The 20688-nt window shown below is 67.8% G+C and carries 23 protein-coding genes; 20 read left to right on the top strand and 3 right to left on the bottom strand.

What is annotated here, in order from left to right; genetic code table 11:
- Nucleotides 1-35 precede the first annotated feature (35 nt).
- Genes AC5RT8_RS08740 through AC5RT8_RS08725 form a run of 4 tightly spaced genes read left to right on the top strand, consistent with a single transcriptional unit; the run spans nt 36 to nt 2720 of the window.
- Complete coding sequence (locus AC5RT8_RS08740; RefSeq protein ID WP_494095319.1) at nt 36-362, top strand: rhodanese-like domain-containing protein; 327 nt, start codon at nt 36-38, stop codon at nt 360-362.
- A complete protein-coding gene (gene pheA, locus AC5RT8_RS08735) occupies nt 359-1339 on the top strand; it encodes a prephenate dehydratase (RefSeq protein WP_494095318.1) in 981 nt (326 codons plus the stop codon). Before AC5RT8_RS08740 ends, pheA begins: the two co-directional genes overlap by 4 nt.
- Nucleotides 1340-1383: 44 nt before the next feature.
- The gene (locus AC5RT8_RS08730) at nt 1384-2358 is read left to right on the top strand and encodes a DNA topoisomerase IB (RefSeq protein WP_494095317.1); all 975 of its coding nucleotides are present in this window, start codon (nt 1384-1386) and stop codon (nt 2356-2358) included.
- A 35-nt stretch (nt 2359-2393) separates the two neighbouring features.
- On the top strand, nt 2394-2720 hold the full coding sequence (locus tag AC5RT8_RS08725) for a hypothetical protein (RefSeq protein ID WP_494095316.1): 327 nt from the start codon (nt 2394-2396) through the stop codon (nt 2718-2720).
- 57 nt (nt 2721-2777) lie between these two features.
- Here the strand turns inward: AC5RT8_RS08725 and AC5RT8_RS08720 are convergent, their stop codons facing one another.
- Nucleotides 2778-3851 (bottom strand): diacylglycerol/lipid kinase family protein, encoded by a 1074-nt coding sequence (locus tag AC5RT8_RS08720; RefSeq protein WP_494095315.1) that lies wholly within the window; start codon nt 3849-3851, stop codon nt 2778-2780.
- Between the two features lie 67 nt (nt 3852-3918).
- On the opposite strand from AC5RT8_RS08720, the gene serS reads away from it, so the two are divergent.
- The gene (gene serS / locus AC5RT8_RS08715; protein WP_494095314.1) at nt 3919-5193 is read left to right on the top strand and encodes a serine--tRNA ligase; all 1275 of its coding nucleotides are present in this window, start codon (nt 3919-3921) and stop codon (nt 5191-5193) included.
- Nucleotides 5194-5342: 149 nt separating this feature from the next.
- The gene (locus tag AC5RT8_RS08710; protein ID WP_494095313.1) at nt 5343-6191 is read left to right on the top strand and encodes an HAD family hydrolase; all 849 of its coding nucleotides are present in this window, start codon (nt 5343-5345) and stop codon (nt 6189-6191) included.
- A gap of 23 nt (nt 6192-6214) precedes the next feature.
- On the opposite strand, the gene AC5RT8_RS08705 is transcribed toward AC5RT8_RS08710, so the two are convergent.
- Nucleotides 6215-6847, bottom strand: a complete 633-nt coding sequence (locus AC5RT8_RS08705) for a hypothetical protein (RefSeq protein WP_494095312.1) — start codon at nt 6845-6847, stop codon at nt 6215-6217.
- Between the two features lie 97 nt (nt 6848-6944).
- Between AC5RT8_RS08705 and AC5RT8_RS08700 the strand changes: the two genes are divergently transcribed.
- Nucleotides 6945-7160, top strand: coding sequence for a hypothetical protein (locus AC5RT8_RS08700; protein WP_494095311.1), 216 nt, complete (start codon nt 6945-6947; stop codon nt 7158-7160).
- A gap of 79 nt (nt 7161-7239) precedes the next feature.
- Here AC5RT8_RS08700 and AC5RT8_RS08695 read toward each other — a convergent pair whose 3' ends face one another.
- On the bottom strand, nt 7240-7785 hold the full coding sequence (locus tag AC5RT8_RS08695) for an inorganic diphosphatase (RefSeq protein WP_494095842.1): 546 nt from the start codon (nt 7783-7785) through the stop codon (nt 7240-7242).
- Nucleotides 7786-7997: 212 nt separating this feature from the next.
- On the opposite strand from AC5RT8_RS08695, the gene dacB reads away from it, so the two are divergent.
- From dacB to AC5RT8_RS08630, 13 genes are all read left to right on the top strand, one after another.
- Complete coding sequence (gene dacB / locus AC5RT8_RS08690) at nt 7998-9425, top strand: D-alanyl-D-alanine carboxypeptidase/D-alanyl-D-alanine endopeptidase (protein ID WP_494095310.1); 1428 nt, start codon at nt 7998-8000, stop codon at nt 9423-9425.
- A gap of 80 nt (nt 9426-9505) precedes the next feature.
- Entirely contained in the window at nt 9506-10657 is a 1152-nt protein-coding gene (locus AC5RT8_RS08685; RefSeq protein ID WP_494095309.1) for a zinc-dependent metalloprotease, read from the top strand.
- Between the two features lie 123 nt (nt 10658-10780).
- Nucleotides 10781-11803 (top strand): tRNA lysidine(34) synthetase TilS, encoded by a 1023-nt coding sequence (gene tilS, locus AC5RT8_RS08680; RefSeq protein WP_494095841.1) that lies wholly within the window; start codon nt 10781-10783, stop codon nt 11801-11803.
- Between the two features lie 37 nt (nt 11804-11840).
- On the top strand, nt 11841-12392 hold the full coding sequence (gene hpt / locus AC5RT8_RS08675; protein ID WP_227912540.1) for a hypoxanthine phosphoribosyltransferase: 552 nt from the start codon (nt 11841-11843) through the stop codon (nt 12390-12392).
- Between the two features lie 181 nt (nt 12393-12573).
- Nucleotides 12574-14664, top strand: coding sequence for an ATP-dependent zinc metalloprotease FtsH (gene ftsH, locus AC5RT8_RS08670; RefSeq protein WP_494095308.1), 2091 nt, complete (start codon nt 12574-12576; stop codon nt 14662-14664).
- A 68-nt stretch (nt 14665-14732) separates the two neighbouring features.
- Nucleotides 14733-15347, top strand: coding sequence for a GTP cyclohydrolase I FolE (gene folE / locus AC5RT8_RS08665; protein ID WP_494095307.1), 615 nt, complete (start codon nt 14733-14735; stop codon nt 15345-15347).
- A 7-nt stretch (nt 15348-15354) separates the two neighbouring features.
- On the top strand, nt 15355-16260 hold the full coding sequence (gene folP, locus AC5RT8_RS08660) for a dihydropteroate synthase (protein WP_494095306.1): 906 nt from the start codon (nt 15355-15357) through the stop codon (nt 16258-16260).
- Nucleotides 16261-16264: 4 nt separating this feature from the next.
- Nucleotides 16265-16675: a dihydroneopterin aldolase gene (gene folB / locus AC5RT8_RS08655; RefSeq protein ID WP_494095305.1), complete on the top strand. Its 411-nt coding sequence runs from the start codon at nt 16265-16267 to the stop codon at nt 16673-16675.
- Nucleotides 16672-17163, top strand: coding sequence for a 2-amino-4-hydroxy-6-hydroxymethyldihydropteridine diphosphokinase (gene folK, locus AC5RT8_RS08650; protein ID WP_494095304.1), 492 nt, complete (start codon nt 16672-16674; stop codon nt 17161-17163). The genes folB and folK overlap by 4 nt, the downstream gene beginning before the upstream one ends.
- Nucleotides 17164-17167: 4 nt before the next feature.
- The gene (locus AC5RT8_RS08645) at nt 17168-17668 is read left to right on the top strand and encodes a DUF3180 domain-containing protein (RefSeq protein WP_494095303.1); all 501 of its coding nucleotides are present in this window, start codon (nt 17168-17170) and stop codon (nt 17666-17668) included.
- Nucleotides 17661-18173, top strand: coding sequence for a PH domain-containing protein (locus AC5RT8_RS08640; protein ID WP_494095302.1), 513 nt, complete (start codon nt 17661-17663; stop codon nt 18171-18173). Before AC5RT8_RS08645 ends, AC5RT8_RS08640 begins: the two co-directional genes overlap by 8 nt.
- Complete coding sequence (locus AC5RT8_RS08635; protein ID WP_494095301.1) at nt 18170-19753, top strand: PH domain-containing protein; 1584 nt, start codon at nt 18170-18172, stop codon at nt 19751-19753. Before AC5RT8_RS08640 ends, AC5RT8_RS08635 begins: the two co-directional genes overlap by 4 nt.
- On the top strand, nt 19740-20663 hold the full coding sequence (locus tag AC5RT8_RS08630) for a Rossmann-like and DUF2520 domain-containing protein (protein WP_494095300.1): 924 nt from the start codon (nt 19740-19742) through the stop codon (nt 20661-20663). The genes AC5RT8_RS08635 and AC5RT8_RS08630 overlap by 14 nt, the downstream gene beginning before the upstream one ends.
- Nucleotides 20664-20688: the final 25 nt, after the last annotated feature.

Genomic DNA, 20688 nt, shown 5'->3' with positions numbered 1-20688 from the left:
GACGGCCGAGAATCCGTACGACAGTGAGGCCAGCAATGAGCGACATGCAGAGCGTAACCGTAGACACCATTCCCGAGGGTGCCAGGATCCTGGACGTCCGGGAGGACTACGAGTGGGAAGCCGGCCACGTCGACGGCGCCCTCCACATCCCGCTGGACCGGCTGCCCGACGCGCTGGAGGACCTGGATCCGGACCAGGACCTGGCGGTCATCTGCCGCACCGGCGGCCGCAGCGCCCGGGCCACCCAGTGGCTGGAGGCCAACGGCTACTCCGCCGTCAACGTCAACGGCGGAATGGGGGCATGGCTCGAGGCGGGCAAGCCCATGGTTTCCGACAACGGGCAGGAACCGACCGTTAAATGACGCACGCCGCCGACGCCCGCCCCGCCCCGCACCACCCCGGCCCGCTGGGGGAAACCGTGGTTTACGCCTATCTCGGTCCGGAGGGGACCTTCACGGAGGCTGCCCTCCTGACGGTTCCGGGTGCGCAGGACTCCGTCCGCCTTCCGGCACCCAGTGTGAACTCCGCACTGGAAATGGTCCGCTCCGGGCAGGCCACTGCCGCAGTGGTGCCGATTGAAAACTCCGTCGAGGGCGGCGTCAGCGCCACCCTCGACGCACTTTCCGCCGGCACCTCGCTGCGGATCCTGCGGGAGATCCTGGTCCCCATCACCTTTGTGCTGGCGGTGCGCCCGGGCGTGGAACTGGCGGATATCCGCACGGTCTCCACCCATACACACGCCTGGGCGCAGTGCCGGGAATGGGCCGCGGCGAATATTCCCGAAGCGGAATATCTCCCGGCATCCTCCACTGCCGCTGCCGCGGTGGAACTCGGCGGCACTGACCCGTCCTTCGATGCCGCGATCTGCGCCCCGTTGGTGGCGCAGCGGCTCGGGCTGGACGTCCTGCGGGAGGATATCGGCGACGTGCGTGATGCCGTCACCAGGTTCGTGATGATCAGCCTGCCCGGCCTGCTTCCCGAACCTACCGGCTCCGACAAGACCACCCTGGTGGTTCCCCTGCCGGAGGACCACCCGGGAGCCCTGATGGAAATCCTGGACCAGTTCTCCACCCGCGGGGTGAACCTGAGCCGGATCGAGTCCCGTCCCACGGGTATGTTCCTCGGCGATTATTTCTTCAGCATCGACGCCGACGGGCACATTGCGGATGCCCGGATGGCGGATGCGTTGAAGGGCCTGCACCGGATCAGCCCGGAACTGCGTTTCCTCGGGTCCTATCCCCGGGCGGACCACCGGGAAACGGAAATTTCCCGGCATACCAGTGACGAAGCGTTCCGGGCCGCCGACGTTTGGCTCGACTCCCTGCTGAACGGATACTAGGGCTAGGGCCGCGGTGAAACCGGTCCGGTGAAAGGGTGCGCACCATGGCTCGACTGAGACGCAGCAACTGTGAACATCCCGGGTACACCCGGCGGCGGTGGGGCAAGGGTTTCAGCTACCGGGACATCCGCGGCCAGGTCATTACCGACCGGACGGTCCTGGCCCGGATCCGTTCCCTGGCGATCCCGCCGGCATGGACGGAGGTCTGGATCAGCCCCTATGCCAACGGGCACATCCAAGCCACGGGAACGGACGGCGCCGGCCGCAAGCAGTACATCTACCATCCGCACTGGCGCGAGATGAAGGACCGGGAGAAGTTCGACCGCGCCCTCGCATTCGCCCAGTCGCTTCCGGCGGCGCGCCGGCTGATCACCAAGCACCTGCGGGCCGAAGGCTGCGGTTCCGAACGTGCCCTGGCGGCTGCCCTGCGGATTGTCGACGCCGGAGCGCTGCGGGTGGGCGGGACCCGGTATGCGGAAGCCAACGGCTCCTACGGCACCACGACGCTGCGGATTGAGCACGTGAACCTGGACGGCAGTGAAGTACGCTTCGACTTTCCCGGCAAGAGCGGGCAGGAGTGGCACACCTCCATCAAGGATGCCGACCTTGCCGCGGCCATCGAACCCATGCTTGCCCGTCCGCAGGCGGACACCGCCCTGGCATACCTCGGGGCGGACGGCGCCTGGCACAGCGTGGATGCCGCCCAGTTGAACGCCTTCCTGAAGGAGGTAACGGGAGGAGACTTCAGCGCCAAGGACTTCCGCACCTGGCAGGCCACGGTAGTGGCTGCCATGTCCCTGGCCCGGCTGGCGCCCGAGGCCACCACCAACCGGACGAAACAGAAGGCCGTGGCGGCCACGGCCCGCGACGTTGCAGACCACCTGGGCAACACTCCGGCCATCGCCCGCAAGTCCTACATCGACCCCCGGGTTGTGGACCGCTTTTTCGACGGCCAGGTCATCCCCGTCACCGGATTTTCCGCTTCGGAGACCGCGGTGCGCCTGATGCTCGAGGATTAGCCGGGTTTCCGCAGGCAGCGGCAATAAGTATGCTGATGGAAGGCGCGCGCAGTATTGGCGCACTGGACAACCACCCCAAGAAGGAAGGTGCCGGCATGAGCGAGTACCCCAACGAAGAAGAACAGCTCAAGGACCCGAAGCCCAGCGGTGTTTCCACCAATGATGACAACTACCGCGGCGATGTCGGCGACCAGGGCAACGACATCCGCTTCGCCGAGGAAGAGGCCCTGATCCGCGAGCAGGCCTCCCCGTCCTCCCTGAACGAGGATGAAGGTAAGTACACCGCCGCGGACGGTGCCAAGACGGACCCGGACCGCGAAGGCGGCTACACCGACTCCGAGGGCACCCAGGACGGCAAGTAACGCTTTCCGCCCGACGGCGCCGCACCCCAGGGTGCGGCGCCGTTTCCATGCCCGGCTCTAGTCCGCCGGCGGCAGGACGGGCGAAGGCGGCACCCGGACCAGCAGGGCGCCGGTATCCACCTCCACGGTGATGGCGGTGGCGGGACCGGTCAGGTCGCCGTCGAGCTGGGTCTGCGTAGGTTCCGCGACGCTCACCGCGACTTTCCGAACCCGGTGGTGCCGGATGACCGGAAGGTCCTTGGGGTAGCGGGTCATCACCTTGCCGGCCACCCAGGCCCAGCCCAGGACGCTGCGCGGGCTCATGATGACCACGTCCAGCAGCCCGTCGTCCACCACTGCGTCGGGAATGAAGTCGATTCCAGCCGGCAGCCGTCCGGTGTTGGCCACCAGCACGCTGTGGACTTTCTGCGACTGCGCCGGCCCGTCATCGAGGCTGACAGTCATCCGGGTGCGGCGTCCCGGCAGCAGCCGGACGCCGGCTTCGCTGTAGGCCAGCCAGCCCACCCGCTTTTTCAACTCATCCCGGGTGGCAGCGATGACCTGGGCATCCAGGCCGATCCCGCCCATCACCAGGAACGCGTTGGAGGAGCTGCGTCCTGACGCTGAGTCCTCCAGCAGGATGGTTGCCATGTCGATCCGCCGCACATCCCCGTGCAGGGCATTGCGGATGTTTCCGGCCAGGTCCGCGACGGAGATGTCCAGGTTCCGGGCCAGCAGGTTGCCGGTGCCCAGCGGAATCAGTCCCAGTGCGGCACCGGAGTGCGCCACCGCGCGTGAGACTTCGCGGATGGTGCCGTCGCCGCCCGCCGCGAGGACGACGTCGGCCCCGGACTCCAGGGCCTGCAAAGCCTGCAGGTAGCCGGGGCTGTCGACGGTGGTTTCCAGGATCAGCGGCGGATCCCAGCCGGCGAGTTCGCAGGACGCCCGCAGCAGCGCTTCTGCGTCGGGTGCCAGCGCCTTGACCGGGTTAATGACCATGGCGACCCGCTGGTGCGCTGCTCCCCGCGGGGCGAAGACCGCCGCATCCGCGGCCGCCCGCCGCCGGCTTCGGGTGCCGGCAACGGCCCAGGTTGCGGCGGAGGCCAACAGCGCAGCCACGAGGACAAGGAGGAGCGTAATTTCGACGGGCATGATGCCTCCCAGAATAGCCGCCGCACGGCACGCCAAAGGCCGGGAAGGTTTTCGGTACTCTTGAAACGTGATCGATGTAAATGAGCTCCGCGAAAATCCTGAAAAATTCCGAGCCTCGCAGCGCGCCCGGCTGGCCGACGAGGGCGTTGTGGATGCGATCATTTCCGCCGACGCTGCCCGCCGTGACGCCCGGACCCGCTACGAGACCCTGCGCGCCGAACAGAACGCCTTCGGCAAGCGCGTCGCCGCTGCGAAGGGTGAAGAGAAGCAGGCGCTCCTGGCCGAGGTGAAGGAACTGGCCGCCGCGGTCAAGGCCGCCGGTGCCGAGGCAGACGCCATCCAGGCCGAATCCGATGCGCTGCTGCGCCGGATCCCGAACCTGGTGTCCGACGGCGTTCCCACCGGTGGGGAGGATGACTTCGAGGTCGTCAAGACCGTCGGCAAGCCCCGCGACTTCGAGGCTGAAGGCTTTACGCCCCGCGACCATCTGGAAATCGGTGAACTGCTGGGTGCCATCGACATGGAACGCGGCGCCAAGGTTTCCGGCTCCCGCTTCTACTTCCTGCGCGGCGTCGGTGCCCGGCTGGAACTGGCATTGCTGAACATGGCCATGGACCAGGCCGTGAAGGCCGGGTTCGTCCCCATGATCACTCCCACGCTGGTCCGTCCCGAAACCATGCAGGGCACCGGTTTTGACGTGGCCCACGACGCCGAGATCTACCGCCTGGCCGAAGACGACCTGTACCTGGTGGGCACCTCCGAGGTGCCGCTGGCCGGTTACCACGCCGACGAGATCATGGAGCTCGACGGCGGTCCGGTCCGCTACGCCGGCTGGTCCTCCTGCTACCGCCGCGAAGCCGGCTCGCACGGCAAGGACACCCGCGGCATCATCCGCGTCCACCAGTTCAACAAAGTGGAAATGTTCGTCTACACCCGCCCCGAGGACGCCGCGGAAGAACACCAGCGGCTGCTCGCCTGGGAAGAGGAAATGCTGGCAAAGGTCGAGCTGCCCTATCGGGTCATCGACACCGCCGCGGGCGACCTGGGCATGTCCGCCGCCCGGAAGTTCGACTGCGAAGCCTGGGTCCCCACCCAGAACGCCTACCGCGAGCTGACCTCCACCTCGAACTGCACCACCTTCCAGGCCCGGCGCCTGAACATCCGTGAACGCCAGGGCGAGGGCAAGGGCACCCGCGCCGTGGCCACCCTGAACGGCACGCTCGCCACCACCCGGTGGATCGTCGCCATCCTGGAGCACCACCAGAACCCGGACGGCTCGGTCAATGTCCCGGCCGCGCTGCAGCCCTACATGGGCGGCCTGGAAGTCCTCCCGGTCCTCTAGTACCACTCCACAACGGCGGGATCGAAGGGCAGTTGCCGTTCGGTCCCGCCGTCGTATGCCGGCCCGCACCGCCGCTGTCCTTCCCCTCCGGTCCGCTCCTGTGCCGGCTGTCCTAGCCGCTATCCTTGCCCATCTGCTTAGATAAAACGATGACAACTTTGAGCACCGCTGGCATCGAAGACCAGCGAACCCGAGACAAGCGACACCTGGTAGCCCTCGACGTAGACGGAACCCTCGTGGACCACGACGGCCACATGTCCCAGGGCGTGCGCGACGCCGCACGAAAGGCCCTGGAGGCCGGACACCACCTGGTGGTGGCCACCGGCAGGTCCTACGGCGCCGCGCTGCCCATCCTCGAACTGCTGGGCATGACCAAGGGATACTGCGTCTGCTCCAACGGCGCCGTGACCCTGCGGCTGGATCCCTCCCTGGAAGACGGCTACGAAGTGATGGACCGGGTGGTTTTTGACCCGAAACCGGCCCTGGCCGCGCTGCGGGAGAAGCTGCCGACGGCCAAGTTCGCCCTGGAAGATGCCGACGGGCGTTTCCTTTCCACCGAACGATTCCAGGACGCCAGCTTCGGCGTCGAAGCCCTCGCCGTGGACTTCGAAGCCATGCTGGAGGCACAGGCCGTACGCGTGGTGGTCTTCAGCACGGACAGCACCGCGGAGGAATTCGGTGACGCAGTGGAGGCGATCGGCCTGCATGGCGTGACGTATTCCGTGGGCTGGACTGCCTGGCTGGACATCGCCGCATCGGGTGTCACCAAGGCCAGTGCCTTGGAACAGGTACGGCGCCGGCTCGAGGTCGATCCCACGCTGACCGTTGCCCTGGGTGACGGCCGCAACGACATTGAGATGCTGGATTGGGCCGCCCGCGGAGTGGCTATGGGACAGGCGCCGGACGAGGTACTGGCAGTGGCTTCCGAGGTCACCGGCACGGTGTACGAGGACGGCGCGGCCAGCGTGCTGGCGAGCGTGCTGGAAGGCGCGTCTTGAGGTAGCAGTCCCTCGCCGGCGGGTTAGGCGTAGGGGAGCGAAGCCGGCGGAAGCGAGGCCGGGCCGTAAACCAGGCCCAGCAGCCGGGCAGCGGCCGGGCGGGTGGCCCATTCCTCGCTCCAGTGCGACCGGACCACTGCCTTGCTGACGGCCTGCGCGGTGATGCCCAGTTCCTGGGCGACGAACTTCTGCTGCCCGCGCGCTCCCGGGGTCATCAGGTCCAGGACCTTCCATTCCGCCTCGGTCCGGGCGGCGACAATGAGGCCCAGCAGCCGCAAAACGGCCTCGGCCTCGGCTGCCAGTTCCGCGTCCGGTCCTTCCACGGCCAGCGGGATCCGGTCCCCGGTGCGCTGGGCGCGTTCCACGGCCCGCCGCGAGTAGACCAGCCCGTAGCCGTGCGCCTCCTCGAGGTTCGCGGGCAACGGCACCTGCAGTTCACCCACCCCGATGCCTACGTGCCAGCGCCGCTGCCGGATGGCCGCCAGCGCGGCCTCGACGGCAGTGGCGGCATCACCCAGCACACCCTGGGCCTCGTCTCCGACGGTGCGCTGGAAGGGCACTTCGGCCGGCAGGTGCCGCAGGGAACGGATCAGGTCCGGAACCAGGTCCCCGACCTCCCGGGAGTCCCGCTGGTTGATGGTCAGCACAAAATGCATGGCATCAGCATGTCAGACCGACCCGGAAAACAACCGATTGCGGCCCGCGCCCTGCAGGAAAACCTGCCGGCTCGGCCATGCCGGTATAGTCGGCCGCATGACCAGCAGCCCACCCCGGCAACCCGGACCGGACCGACCCTCAGTGATGCCGTTGCTGTTCGGCGCGGGAGTTATCCTGCTGGGTCTCTGGGTGGCCTGGCTCACCTCCAGCTGGGTCGTCCTGGCGGTTGCCGTCCTGGTGGCGGTTTTCCCCGCCAGGACACACGCGGGAGACCTGCGCGCGTGGGCGCGGCGACGGGCCCGCGGCAACTGACGGTTCGGGATTAAACGCCGACGGCGGCCGCCCCCGCAGGGGACAGCCGCCGTCGTACCGGCCGAGCCGATAGGAAGAACTAGTTGTTGACGGGATTGGCGTCGACGTCGCGGCCCTGGGCCTCGTCCTCTTCATGCCCTTCGCCGTGTACCTTGAAGCGCTCCAGGGAGGCCTTGACCTCGGCTTCGGCGTCCTCGCGTCCGGCCCAATCAGCGGCTTCAACCCACTTGCCCGGCTCCAGGTCCTTGTACTTGGTGAAGAAGTGCTTGATTTCATCCAGCAGGTAGTCGGACACGTCCGAGATGTCCTGGATGTGGTCAAAGCGCGGGTCCACGGGAACGCACAGGACCTTGGCGTCTCCGCCGCCGTCATCCACCATGTTGAACACGCCGATGGGCCGGGATTCCACCAGGACGCCGGGCATCAGGTCGAAGTCCTGCAGCATGACCAGGGCGTCCAGCGGATCGCCGTCTTCACCCAGCGTGTTTTCGAAGTATCCGTAGTGGGTGGGGTAGGCCATGGACGTGAACAGGATGCGGTCCAGGCGCAGGCGGTGGGTCTCGTGGTCGATCTCGTACTTGACCCGGGATCCCTTGGGGATCTCGATGGTGACGTCGAGCTTCATGGGCGTTTCTGGCATTGCGACTCCTCACTGGCGTGGCCCGCGGAGGAACCACTGGAAAGACTGGCTGTCGATCATGCGCCGGCATGCCCCGCAATAGGTCGGGGCAGATGCCGGCGTCGGTCTAGTCTTAAAGATATATGTCCTGTGCACCGATCGTGCGCAGGCCGGAAACGGGCCGGACACCCCGGCGGAAATGAAAGAGTCGGTGGGACATGTCTCGGATGTTCTCCGGCGCGCTGCTGGCCCTGGCTTTCGCAGTGCTGCTGGTTCCGCTGGCCTGCTATGTCCTCCCGCCGATTGCGCAGTCCCTGGCCGAACCGCCGCTGCAGCGGGCCGAGGTGGTGCCCCGCCACCAGCAGGCACCGACGGCGCTGCCGGACGGCGGATACGTGTCCGCGCCGAAGGCATCCGATCCGATGCCGGACCCGGAGCAGCTGGGCCGCCTTCTCGACGCCGAGCTGGCCGTGGAGGGCAGCGGCACTTTCTCGGCAGTGGTGCAGGATGCGCTCACCGGCGCCGTGCTCTATGAGCGCGGAGGGGCTGCGGGGCTGGCCCCCGCTTCCAGCCTCAAGGTCCTGACGGCCGCCGCGGCACTGTCCGCCATGGACGGCGGCACCCGGTTTTCCACGACGGTGCTGCCCGGAAAGGAACCCGGAACAGTCGTCCTGCGCGGCGGCGGCGATGTGCTGCTGACCGCGGGAGCTTCGGACCCGGACTCGGTGGCAGGCCATGCCGGACTGGCCACCCTGGCGGAGCGGACCGCGGCGGCGCTTGCCGCGGAAGGGACTCCCGGCCCGGTGCAGGTCCTGGTGGATGACTCGCTGTTCACCGGCCCGGCGCTCTCCGCTGCCTGGGGGGAGGCCGACGTCGAGGCCGGTGAGATCGCGCCGATCCATTCCCTGGCCGTCAGTTCGGCCTGGGCGCAGGAGGGCAGCGGCCCGGGCCCCCGGGTCGACGACGCCGCGCTGTCCGCCGCCGAATCCTACCGTTCCGCGCTCGCTGCCGCACTCGCGTCCGAGGGCATCGACGTAGAGCCGCAGGTGAAACGCGGCACCGCTGCAGACGGGACCGATGCCCTCGCGGAAATCCGTTCGGCGACGCTGGCCGAGCAGGTGGAGCACATGCTGCTGACCTCCGACAACTACCTGGCCGAAGTGCTGGCCCGGCTCAGCGCATCAGCTACGGGCCGGGAGGCGTCCTTTGCGGGGGGAATTGAAACCGTCACGGCGGAGGTGTCCGCCCTTGGCGTGGACACCGGTTCGATGGCGCTCGCAGACACCAGCGGCCTGGCCGGCGAAACCTCGGTGTCCGCAGCCCAGCTGACCTCGCTGATGCGCATCCTGCTGACCACGACGGACTCCGATCTGCGGGCGGTGGCAGGCAGCCTGCCCGTTGCCGCACTCAGCGGAACACTGGCCGGACGCTATGACGGAAGCGCCGATGCCGGTGCTGCGGGAATCGTGCGGGCCAAGACGGGCACCCTGCTGGCCGTCACCTCGCTGAGCGGGTACGCCGCCGACGCCGACGGCCGGGTCCTTGCCTTCACCTTCATTGCCAGCGGACTGGAAGGAAATACCCGGCAGGCCCGGGACGCCGTGGACGCCGCCGCGGCGGTGCTGGCCGGGTGCGGGTGCCGGTAATACTGCCCGGACCCCGACCGCGGGGAGCCACTTCCCCCGGGATGGTGTGGAGCAAGAAGCCAATGTGGTCGAATGGAGCAATGCAGAGCAATAAGCGAAGCCGTCCCGCCCCTGTTCCCGCCGGGCCCGCCGCCGACGGCACGCCGCCGCTGGTGAACTGGGACCTGGCCGCCTCCACTGCCTCGGCCATGGTGGCTCCGGGACCGAAAATGTCCGCCCGCGAGATCCGCGAGGCCGTGGCGGACCTGCGTGCTGCCGCCGATGCCTCCGTGGCGCACGTCCACCGCATCACCGGGCTGGAAGCCGCCCGCGACCTGCGGGATTCGGACGTGCTGATCGTGGACCGCGCGTCCTGGGCCCGCGCGAACTCCCAGAGCTTCTCCGTACTGATGGGTCCGGCCCTGCAGCACCTGGCCGAAACCCGGCCGGAACAGCTGGCCGCAGCCAACACGGCGCTCGGCGGCACCATGACCGGAGCCCAGCTCGGCGCCATCCTTGCCTTCCTGTCCAGCAAGGTGCTGGGCCAGTACGATCCCTTTGCCGCCCTGGGCGGCGTCGGCAAACCCGGCGGGCGGCTCCTGCTGGTGGCGCCGAACATCGTCACGCTGGAACGCGAGCTGAACGTGGAGCCCGCAGACTTCCGCCTCTGGGTCTGCCTCCATGAACAGACACACCGGGTCCAGTTCGCCGCCGCTCCATGGCTGCGCGGGCACATGCTGGAGCAGATCAGCCAGCTCTCCAACGGCATGATGGACAAGGCCTCCACCATTTCGGAGCGGCTGGGCTCCGCGGTGAAGGCACTGACTGCCCCCAAGGGCGGACTGGACGCCGACGGGGTGCCCGCCAAGTCCGTGGACCTGCTTTCGCTGCTGCAGGATCCGGAGGACAAGGAACGCCTTTCCCACCTGACCGCCGTCATGTCACTCCTGGAGGGCCACGCCAACGTGGTCATGGACGCCGTTGACGCGAGCATCGTGCCCAGCGTCCGGACCATCCGGCAGCGGTTCAACAACCGGGGCGCCCGACGCGGCTGGCTTGACAGGTTCTTCCGCCAGATCATGGGGCTGGATGCGAAAATGCGCCAGTACAGCGACGGAGCGCGCTTTGTCCGGGCCGTCACCGACCAGGTGGGCATGGACGGATTCAACCGGGTGTGGGAGCGCCCCGAAAACCTCCCGACCGAAGCGGAGATCCACTCCGCGGACCTATGGATTACCCGGATGGGACTGTAACCGAACGTGCTCGACGAAGACCTCACCGCTTCCACCGGAGGCACTGCTGCCGGCGGCCCTTCCCGCCCCGCACCGCGGGTACGCAAACGGCTCCTTCCGACCCTGGGAGACGCCCGCAACAGCATCCGGGACAGCCTGCGCGACGCCGGGCTGAACCCGGGCGGGGAGCGTCCGCCGCTGGTTCTGGTCGCCTGCAGCGGAGGGCCCGATTCGCTGGCCCTGGCGCTGGCAGCCTCGTTCTTCTCCCGCCGCGGAGACTACCGGGTGGGCGCCGTCGTCGTAGACCACGACCTGCAGCCGGGCAGCGCCGACGTCGCCGCCCGGACCCGGGACACGCTGGAACGGATGGGACTGAATCCGGTCCTGGTGCGGAAGGTGGACGTTCCTGCCTCGGGCATGGGCCCCGAAGCGGCCGCCCGGAGCGTCCGCTACGCCGCGCTGGACGCCGCCGTGGATGAACTGGGGGCTGCCGCCGTACTGCTGGGCCATACCCTCGATGACCAGGCCGAGCAGGTGCTGCTGGGCCTGATGCGCGGTTCCGGCACGCGTTCACTGGCCGGCATGCCCGCCGTCCGCGGCAAATACCTGCGGCCGTTCCTGGGCCTGCGCCGGGAACAGACGCTGGAAATCTGCGCACATGCCGGGCTGGAGCCCTGGCATGACCCGAGCAACCAGGATCCCGCCTACGCCCGGTCCCGGGTCCGTACCGAGGTGCTGCCGTTCCTGGAGGAAAAGCTGGGCCCAGGGATCGCCGAAGCGCTGTTCCGTTCCTCACGCATCCTCGCTGCGGATGCCGACTATCTGGACGACGTGGCGGCGCGGACCTTCGAGTCCCTGCGGGCCGCCGCCCCGGCAGGCGGCGGGCAGGAATCCGACGAAATCCTGCTGCCGGAAGCGCAGCTGCGGGACCTTGCCCCCGCCGTCCGCCAGCGTGTCCTGGCCCTCGCCGCGCTCGCGCTGGGCGGGGCACAGCCCAGCTACGAGCGGCTCGCGGCCGTGCAGTCGCTGCTGCGCCGCACCGGGTCTGCCGGGCCGGTCCAGCTGGTGGGGAAAGTCAGCGTTTACCGCCAGCCGCGGGCCGCAGCCGTTCACCACGGTGCCTCAAGCTATGGCAATCTTGTTTTTAGGAAAAAGAGCAGCACCTAACATCCAAGCTGCAACACTTCGCACCCGGGAGTCATTCGTGGATTCACACGACGTCCAGTCAGATCTCAAGCACGTTCTCTACACCAAGGAACAGATCCAAACCCGGATCACGGAACTGGCGGCCGAAATTGACCGCGACTACGCAGGCCGCGACGTCCTCCTGGTCGGCGTGCTCAAGGGCGCCGTCATGGTCATGGCAGACCTTTCCCGCGCCCTCCACAGCCACGTCACCATGGACTGGATGGCAGTGTCCTCCTACGGCTCCGGCACACAGTCCTCCGGCGTCGTCCGCATCCTCAAGGACCTTGAAACGGACCTGCTCGGCAAGCACGTGCTGATTGTCGAGGACATCATCGATTCCGGCCTGACGCTTTCCTGGCTCCGCACCAACCTGGAATCCCGCGGCCCTGCCAGCGTGGAGATCTGCACCCTGCTGCGCAAGCCCGATGCAGCCAAGGTGGAAATCGACGTTAAGTATGTCGGTTATGAAATCCCCAACGAGTTCGTGGTCGGTTTCGGCCTGGACTTTGCCGAGCGCTACCGCAACCTGGACTTCATCGGCACCCTCGCGCCGCACGTTTACGAATAACGGCAACGCCCCGTTTCCTCCCTTCCCTTTGCGGGGACCGTCACGGAAGCTCTACGCCCTGAGGGAACTAATCCCCTCCCCGGACCGTGTTCTTCTGGGGGACCGTGTATAGCTAGTAGGTAAATTCCGCGCACACCAGCGTTGTTGACCAGGAGGGACGGGGCATAAGCCCTGACGACGAATGAAATCCAAGAACTTCTTCAAGGGCCCGCTCATTTGGATCGCGCTGGCAGTAGCCGCTCTTATGATCATCATTTCGAGCCTTTCCGGCAGCGGCGCCAAGCAGGTGGACACCAAGGAAGGCCTGGAGCTGCTTAAGGGCTCCGATGTCACGCAGGCCAAGATTTACGACGGCGAGCAGCGGGTCGACCTGACCCTGAAGGACGATGCTGCCAAGGATCAAGGCACCAGCGACGTGCAGTTCTACTTCGGTACTGCCCGCGGCGAGGAAATCGTCCAGGCGGTCAACGATTCCGGGGCAAACTTCACCGACCAGCCGGTGCAGACCAACTGGTTCACCAGCTTCCTGGGCCTGTTCCTGCCGTTCATCATCATCGGCCTGATTTTCTGGTTCCTGATGTCCCGCATGCAGGGCGGCGGATCCCAGGTCATGAAGTTCGGCAAGTCCAAGGCCAAGCTGACGAACAAAGACATGCCGCAGGTGACCTTCGCGGACGTCGCCGGCGCGGACGAAGCCGTGGAGGAACTCCACGAAATCAAGGAATTCCTCCAGGATCCGGGCAAGTTCCAGGCCGTGGGTGCCAAGATCCCCAAGGGCGTACTGCTGTACGGCCCTCCCGGCACCGGTAAGACGCTGCTGGCCCGCGCCGTCGCCGGCGAGGCCGGCGTGCCGTTCTACTCCATTTCAGGTTCGGACTTCGTCGAAATGTTCGTGGGTGTCGGTGCCTCCCGCGTCCGGGACCTCTTCGAACAGGCCAAGTCCAACGCCCCGGCCATCATTTTCGTGGACGAGATCGACGCCGTCGGCCGCCACCGCGGTGCCGGTGTAGGCGGCGGCAACGACGAGCGTGAGCAGACCCTGAACCAGCTGCTGGTGGAAATGGACGGCTTTGACGGCAACACCAACGTCATCCTGATCGCCGCCACCAACCGGCCCGACGTCCTGGACCCGGCACTGCTGCGCCCGGGCCGCTTCGACCGCCAGATCGGTGTGGAGGCCCCCGATATGCAGGGCCGCCTGCACATCCTCCAGGTCCACGCCAAGGGCAAGCCGATGGCACCCGGCGTCGACCTCGAGACCGTGGCCCGCAAGACGCCTGGCTTCACCGGTGCCGACCTGGCCAACGTACTGAACGAAGCGGCGCTGCTGACCGCCCGTTCCAATGCCGACCTGATCGATGACCGCGCCCTGGACGAGGCCATCGACCGCGTGGTCGCCGGTCCGCAGAAGCGCAGCCGCGTGATGAAGGAACTCGAACGCAAGATCACCGCCTACCACGAGGGCGGCCATGCCCTGGTGGCTGCGGCCCTGCGCAACACCGACCCCGTCACCAAGGTGACCATCCTGCCGCGCGGCCGGGCCCTGGGCTACACCATGGTCCTGCCGCAGGATGACAAGTACTCGGTCACCCGCAACGAGCTGCTGGACCAGCTGGCCTATGCCATGGGCGGCCGCGTCGCCGAGGAGATTGTCTTCCACGACCCGTCCACGGGTGCCTCGAATGACATTGAAAAGGCCACGTCCACGGCCCGCAAGATGGTCACCCAGTACGGCATGAGCGAACGGATCGGTTCGGTCAAGCTCGGCTCCGGCGGCGGCGAGCCGTTCCTGGGCCGGGACATGAGCCAGGAACGCAACTACTCCGACCAGGTTGCCTACGTGGTGGACGAGGAGGTCCGGCGCCTGCTGGACAACGCCCATGACGAGGCGTACCAGATCCTCACTGAGAACCGCGACGTCCTGGACCGGCTGGCCCTGGAACTGCTCGAACGCGAGACGCTGAACCAGGCCGAAATTGCCGAGGTCTTCTCCGACGTGCGCAAGCGCGATGTCCGGGAGGTCTGGCTGTCCAAGCCCACCCGCCCCGTGCACAGCATTCCGCCGGTCGTGTCCCCGAAGGAACGCCGCGAAGCAAAGGAAATCGGCGCACCGGATCCGGCCTCGGTTGCCCCGCAGGACCAGATTGCCGACGCCGACATCCCGCAGGACTTTGATGTGTCCAGCAACGGGCTGCCGCAGAGCAGCGGGAACGGCACCCACTCCGGCCGGAGCGGAGACTCCGGGAACGGGACCACGCCCCCGGAGGCCTAGGGGCCGGGCGGCCAGGCGGCCGCCCGGTACCGCCGGGGAACAAAGTCCGGGCGCGGTAGGATCGAGCAGTGACGGATTTCGATGACGACCTATTGACCCGCGGCGCAGCAGCGGATTCGCCGGTGGATCAGCCAAGGATTGAACGTGCGGTCCGGGAGATCCTCCTCGCTATCGGGGAGGACCCGGACCGCGACGGGTTAAGGGAAACGCCCAGCCGGGTGGCCAAGTCCTACACGGAGATCTTTGCCGGGCTGCACCAGAGCCCCTCGGATCTGCTGGCCACGACCTTTGACCTGGACCACGAGGAAATGGTCCTGGTCAAGGACATCCCCTTCTACTCCACCTGCGAACACCATCTGGTGCCCTTCCACGGCAGCGCGCACATTGGCTACATCCCTTCCCACGAGGGCAAGGTGACCGGCCTGTCCAAGCTCGCCCGCCTGGTGGACGTGTACGCCCGCAGGCCCCAGGTCCAGGAGCGGCTGACCACGCAGATCGTGGACGCACTGATGACCAATCTTTCCCCCCGCGGTGCCATAGTTGTTATTGAATGCGAGCACCTGTGCATGTCGATGCGCGGCGTGCGCAAGCCGGGCGCCAAGACCGTGACTTCGGCAGTCCGCGGCCAGCTGCGTGAAACCGCAACCCGCGCAGAAGCAATGAGCCTGATACTCGGACGATAGGACCACCATGGATTCACTCGCTGCCGCACCCGGCACCGGACCGGCAACCTCACCGCTTCCCGTGGTGCGCCCGGCCCGAAAGGCACGGACTCTCGCCGACCTGCCCGTTGACCGCACCCTGGTCATGGGCATCCTCAACGTCACCCCGGATTCCTTCAGCGACGGCGGACAGTTCGCCGATACCGACGCGGCAATCCGCGCGGGGCTGAAGATGCATTACGAAGGCGCGGACATTATCGACGTCGGCGGTGAGTCCACGCGGCCGGACTCCGTCCGGATTTCCCCGGAGGAAGAGCAGGAACGGGTCCTGCCGGTGATCGAGGCGCTGGTCCGCGCCGGTGCCCTCGTCAGCATCGACACCATGAACGCCGCCACGGCGGAAAAGGCCGTTGCCGCCGGTGCCGCAATCGTCAATGACGTGTCGGGTACGGAAACCGATCCGGACATGCCGGGCCTCGTTGCCCGCACCGGCGTCGCCTACATCCTGATGCACAGCCGCGGCAACGTCCGCAGCAACGACCCCAACGCCAGCTACGCCGACGTCGTCGACGAGGTGGCTGCCGAACTGCTGAAGGTCCGCGACCGGTTCTACGCCGCTGGCGTCGCGCCGGAACAGATCATCCTGGATCCGGGTCTGGGATTCTCCAAGAATGCCGAACAGAACTGGGAACTGCTGCGCGGCCTCGACCGCTTCGGCGCCCTGGGCCACCGCGTGCTGGTGGGGGCCTCCCGCAAGCGTTTCCTGGGCTCCCTGCTGACCAGCTACGGAAAGGCGGCCCAGCCGCTGGAACGCGACAACGCCACCGTAGCCGTCTCCGCACTGGCGGCATCGGCAGGTGTCTGGGCGGTGCGCGTGCACAACGTGCCGGCCAGCCTGGACGCGGTCAAAGTCACCTCAGCCTGGAAAGGATAGGCAGATGCCGACTACCTCCATGTCCGGCACAGCCGCCGGCGGAGCATTGCAGCGGGACCGGATTACCCTCAGCGGTATCACGGCCACCGGTTACCACGGTGTTTTCCCCGAGGAACGCCGGGACGGCCAGCCCTTCATTGTGGACCTGGTCCTCTTCACCGACCTGGGACCTGCGGCGGCCACCGACGACCTGACGCTGACCGCGCATTACGGGGAGGTGGCCGAGCGGGTGGTGGACGTCATCACCGGCGAGCCGCTGAACCTAATTGAAGCGCTGGCGGGCAGGATTGCCGACGCCGTGCTGGCCGGCTTCTCCGTCCTCACCGCCGTGGAGGTCACGGTGCATAAGCCGAAAGCGCCGATTGCGGTGGAATTCGGCGACGTTGCCGTGACCGTTTACCGGGAACGCCGATGAGCGCAGTGCATTCGATCCTCGCCCTCGGCAGCAACCTGGGCGAAAGCCGGGACACGCTCTCCACAGCGGTGGCCGACCTTGCCGACCACCCGCAGGTACGGCTGAGCGCGGTTTCCCCCGTGGTCCGCACCCGGCCTGTCGGCGGTCCCGAGCAGCCGGACTACCTCAACCTGGTGGTGGCGGTCGAAACCGACCTCGAACCGCACAGCCTGCTGGCACACTGCCAGGCGGTCGAGGCACGCCACCACCGCGAACGCATTGTCCGCTGGGGGCCGCGCACCCTCGACGTCGACATCATCACCTACGGTGACCTGCGCCTGGATGATGAGGATCTCACCATCCCGCATCCCCGCGCAGCATCCCGTGCCTTTGTCCTGCAGCCGTGGGCGTGGATGGAACCGGATGCACGGCTGGGCGCCGAGTCGGTGGCCGACCTGGCGGCCCGTGCCGAGGACCTTCCCGGACTCGAAATCTTCGAAGGAGAATGAGCCGGTGACCACCATCCGCTACCGGTGGCTGGCCGTCATCGGCCTCGCTACCGCCTTGGTGGGCTGGGCCGCAAACTCGTTCCTGACGCAAAACGGCTATCCCGCACCCGTGCTGAGCGCGGTGGCGCTGGTGGCCATCATCCTGGTGGCCTGTGCCACCCTCGTGCTCGGACTGCGGGTGCGCAGCTGGCGCAACGGCCGGCGGGACCGCGGGCTGGACCCCATTGCCGCCGCCAGGACGGTTGTCCTGGCGCAGGCCCTGGCATACGCCGGTGCCCTGCTGCTTGGCTGGCATGCCGCCGTCTTCCTCACCCAGCTGCCCCTGTGGTCGCTGCGCCCGGGACATGCGGCCACCTGGTCCTCCCTGGCAGTCAGCGCCGGCGGCATACTGATGATTGCCACGGGACTCACCGTGGAGCGGTTCTGTAAACTGCCGCCCGAGGACAAGGACGGCCCGGGCAGCGCGGCGGGGGAGGACACAGGCGATGGAGGAGAGTATGCCTAGCGAGGCAATCGACCCCGCGGCAGTGCAGTGGCAGCGCGTTTCGCCGAGATACCTGCGGCTGCGTCTGGTGAGCTGGGGCATTGAAACCGTCATCACGCTGCTGGTGACAGGCCTTCCCCTGGTGCTGCGCCTCACCGGGATCTGGCCCGGATACCCAGCGTGGCTGGCATGGGGGCTGCCCGTTTTCTTTACCGTGACGCTGCTGTGGCGCGGACTCCTGCTTCCCCGCCAAGTCCGGGCGATCGGTTACGCCGAACGCAACGAGGACCTGCTGCTTCGCCGGGGCATCTTCTTCCAGCGCACCCTCGTGGTTCCCTACGGCCGGATGCAGTACGTGGACGTGGCGGTCGGCCCCCTGGAGCGGGCCTTCGGGCTGTGCACGCTGAAACTCCATACCGCAGCCCCGGGAACCAACGCCGGCATTGCCGGACTGCCGGCTGACGAGGGTGCCCGCCTGCGGGAGCATTTGTCCGCGCGCGGCGAAGCGCAGCTGGCCGGGCTGTGACTGCCGGTGCCGCCCGGGGCCCGGGCGAGGACCGCGAAACCGCCGGCCTCACTCCGGCAAGCCTGCCGGAACCCGAATGGAAGCGGGTGCATCCGGTTTCCCCGCTGGTCCGCGGCTGGATCGCCCTGGCCGCCCTGGCTTATTTCGTCGGCAGGGACCAGGTGGAGTCCGGGTTTTCCGGCGGCGGCATGGAGCTGCCCGCGGGCAGGGCGCTGTTCTGGACGGTCCTGGCCTTGGGGATCTCCTTGGTGGTTATCGCCGGCGCCTTCTTCCTGTCCTGGTGGTTTACCCGCTACCAGCTCACCCCTGATCACATTCGGGTGCGTTCGGGCGTGGTGGTGCGCCGCCAACGCCAGGCCCGGCTGGACCGGGTGCAGGCCATCGACATTGTCCAGCCCTTGCTCGCACGGATTTTCGGGCTGGCCGAACTGCGCTTTGAGGTAGCCGACGCCGGTGAGTCGGCGGTGCGCCTGGCGTTCCTCCGCCTGGCGGACGCCCAACAGCTGCGGGCACGGATTCTCGAGGATGCCTCCGGTGCCGACGCAAAGCAGTCGGACGAGGGCAGCGGCGCCGCCGACGCAACGGTGCCGGGCGAACAGCAGGTCCTGGCGCTCTCGGCCGGACGCGTGATTGCCTCCGTCCTGCTGTCCGGAACCACCGTCTTCCTGCTGCTTGCCGTCGCAGGAGTGATTGTCCTGACGTCGCTCACGGGCGAGGCCGCGTCCATCGCAGCCATGGTGCCGGTCATTTTCGGTTTCGGAAGTGCGTACTGGGGCTTGTTCAGCTCTGGGTTCAACTTCCGTGCTTCCGTGTCCCGGGAGGGGATCCGGATCCGCTCGGGACTGCTGGACACCCGTGCACAGACCGTACCGCCGGGCCGGATCCAGGCCCTGGCGGTTCGGCAGCCGCCGCTGTGGCGGATCACCGGGTGGTATTCGATCTCCGTGAACGTTGCCGGGTACGGAGCGGGCGCCGACAGCGAATCCTCCGCCCGGACCCGGCTACTGCCCGCGGGCACCTCGGAGGAGGTGCTGCGGATGCTGGCCCTGGTGGTCCCCGATCCCGGAACCGATGATCCGGTGGGAGTATTCACCGCAGGTATGAACGGAACCGGCACGGCAGCGGGCTTCACCGTTTCACCGAGGCGCGCCCGCTGGCTGTCCCCGCTGTCCCGACGGCGGAACGGCTACCTGGTTACGGAAACCGCACTCCTGTCCCGGCACGGATTCCTGTGGCGCTCGCTTCAGGTGGTTCCGCACAGCAGGACCCAGTCGCTCGCCCTGGAACAGGGTCCCGTCGCCCGCCGTTTGCGCCTGGCGGACCTGGTCCTGCACTCCACACCCGGACCGGTGTCCCCGCGGGTGGTGGAAATCGACGCGGCCGCCGCCGGGCAACTGCTCCACGAACAGGCGCTGCGTGCCCGGACAGCCCGCCGCCGGGACCTGCCCGAACAATGGATGCGCGGGACCGGACCGTCCCTGGCGAAGTCCGCCCCGGACCCTGCCCCGGCCGCCCCGACGTCCACCCCTGTTTCTCCAGCACCCGTCTCCAAGGAGGAGCCTCCCCATGAACACCGCTGAGTCTGCCAGCGCCGAAGAACGCCGCCGCCGGGGCCGCCTGGGCATCGGCGTTATCGGTGCGGGCAAGGTCGGTGCCGTCCTGGGCGCTGCCCTGCGCGCAGCCGAGCACGCCGTGGTCGGAGTTTCCGCCGTGTCCGACGCCAGCCGTGAACGCGCCGAAAACCTCCTTCCCGGCGTACCGGTCCTTGAAATCCCCGACATTGTGGAACGCTCCGAACTGGTCCTGCTCGCCGTGCCGGACGATGCCTTGGAGCCACTGGTCTCCGGACTGGCCGCAACGGGGGCCTGGCAGGCGGGCCAGCTCGTTGCCCACACCTCCGGACGGTTCGGCACGGGAATCCTCGAACCAGCCCGGGCTGCGGGTGCCATCCCGCTGGCCCTGCATCCTGCGATGACGTTCACCGGGATGAGCCTGGACCTGACCCGGCTGGCGGACTGTTCCTTCGGCGTCAGCGCCCCTGCAGCCGTCCTGCCGATCGCCCAGGCGCTGGTGGTGGAAATGGGGGCGGAGCCGGTGGTCATCGACGAAGCGGACCGCGTGCTGTACCACGCAGCCCTCGCCCATGCCTCCAACCACCTGGTCACCCTCGCCTCCCAGTCCACGCAGGTGCTGGCCGGCATCGGCGTCGAACATCCGGACCGGCTGCTGGGCCCGCTGATGCGGGCCTCGCTGGAGAATGCCCTGGCTTCCGGCGAAGGTGCCCTCACCGGACCGGTGGCCCGGGGCGACGTCGGCACCGTATCCGCGCATGCGCGTGCCCTTGCCGACGCCGGTCCCGAAGACGTCCGCGACGCGTATGCCGCACTCTCCGCGGCCACCGCCTCCCGGGCCGTGGACCGCGGACTGCTTACCCCGCAGCAGGGCGAAGCCATCCTGGCCGCCCTGCGGCTGGACCCCGAAGAACCCTGACCCCCGGCAACCGTAGATAAACAGA

The sequence above is a fragment of the Arthrobacter sp. Ms25 genome (assembly GCF_059090365.1).
The sequence above is the reverse complement of the archived record's forward strand: the minus strand, read 5'-3'. Positions and strand labels throughout refer to the sequence as shown.

Coding starts and splice junctions, on each gene's coding strand:
- AC5RT8_RS08740 (WP_494095319.1), top strand. CDS start 36: ATGAGCGACATGCAGAGCGTAACCGTAGACACCATTCCCGAGGGTGCC.
- pheA (WP_494095318.1), top strand. CDS start 359: ATGACGCACGCCGCCGACGCCCGCCCCGCCCCGCACCACCCCGGCCCG.
- AC5RT8_RS08730 (WP_494095317.1), top strand. CDS start 1,384: ATGGCTCGACTGAGACGCAGCAACTGTGAACATCCCGGGTACACCCGG.
- AC5RT8_RS08725 (WP_494095316.1), top strand. CDS start 2,394: ATGGAAGGCGCGCGCAGTATTGGCGCACTGGACAACCACCCCAAGAAG.
- AC5RT8_RS08720 (WP_494095315.1), bottom strand. CDS start 3,851: ATGCCCGTCGAAATTACGCTCCTCCTTGTCCTCGTGGCTGCGCTGTTG.
- AC5RT8_RS08710 (WP_494095313.1), top strand. CDS start 5,343: ATGACAACTTTGAGCACCGCTGGCATCGAAGACCAGCGAACCCGAGAC.
- AC5RT8_RS08705 (WP_494095312.1), bottom strand. CDS start 6,847: ATGCATTTTGTGCTGACCATCAACCAGCGGGACTCCCGGGAGGTCGGG.
- AC5RT8_RS08700 (WP_494095311.1), top strand. CDS start 6,945: ATGACCAGCAGCCCACCCCGGCAACCCGGACCGGACCGACCCTCAGTG.
- AC5RT8_RS08695 (WP_494095842.1), bottom strand. CDS start 7,785: ATGAAGCTCGACGTCACCATCGAGATCCCCAAGGGATCCCGGGTCAAG.
- dacB (WP_494095310.1), top strand. CDS start 7,998: ATGTCTCGGATGTTCTCCGGCGCGCTGCTGGCCCTGGCTTTCGCAGTG.
- AC5RT8_RS08685 (WP_494095309.1), top strand. CDS start 9,506: ATGCAGAGCAATAAGCGAAGCCGTCCCGCCCCTGTTCCCGCCGGGCCC.
- ftsH (WP_494095308.1), top strand. CDS start 12,574: ATGAAATCCAAGAACTTCTTCAAGGGCCCGCTCATTTGGATCGCGCTG.
- folP (WP_494095306.1), top strand. CDS start 15,355: ATGGATTCACTCGCTGCCGCACCCGGCACCGGACCGGCAACCTCACCG.
- folB (WP_494095305.1), top strand. CDS start 16,265: ATGCCGACTACCTCCATGTCCGGCACAGCCGCCGGCGGAGCATTGCAG.
- folK (WP_494095304.1), top strand. CDS start 16,672: ATGAGCGCAGTGCATTCGATCCTCGCCCTCGGCAGCAACCTGGGCGAA.
- AC5RT8_RS08640 (WP_494095302.1), top strand. CDS start 17,661: ATGCCTAGCGAGGCAATCGACCCCGCGGCAGTGCAGTGGCAGCGCGTT.
- AC5RT8_RS08630 (WP_494095300.1), top strand. CDS start 19,740: ATGAACACCGCTGAGTCTGCCAGCGCCGAAGAACGCCGCCGCCGGGGC.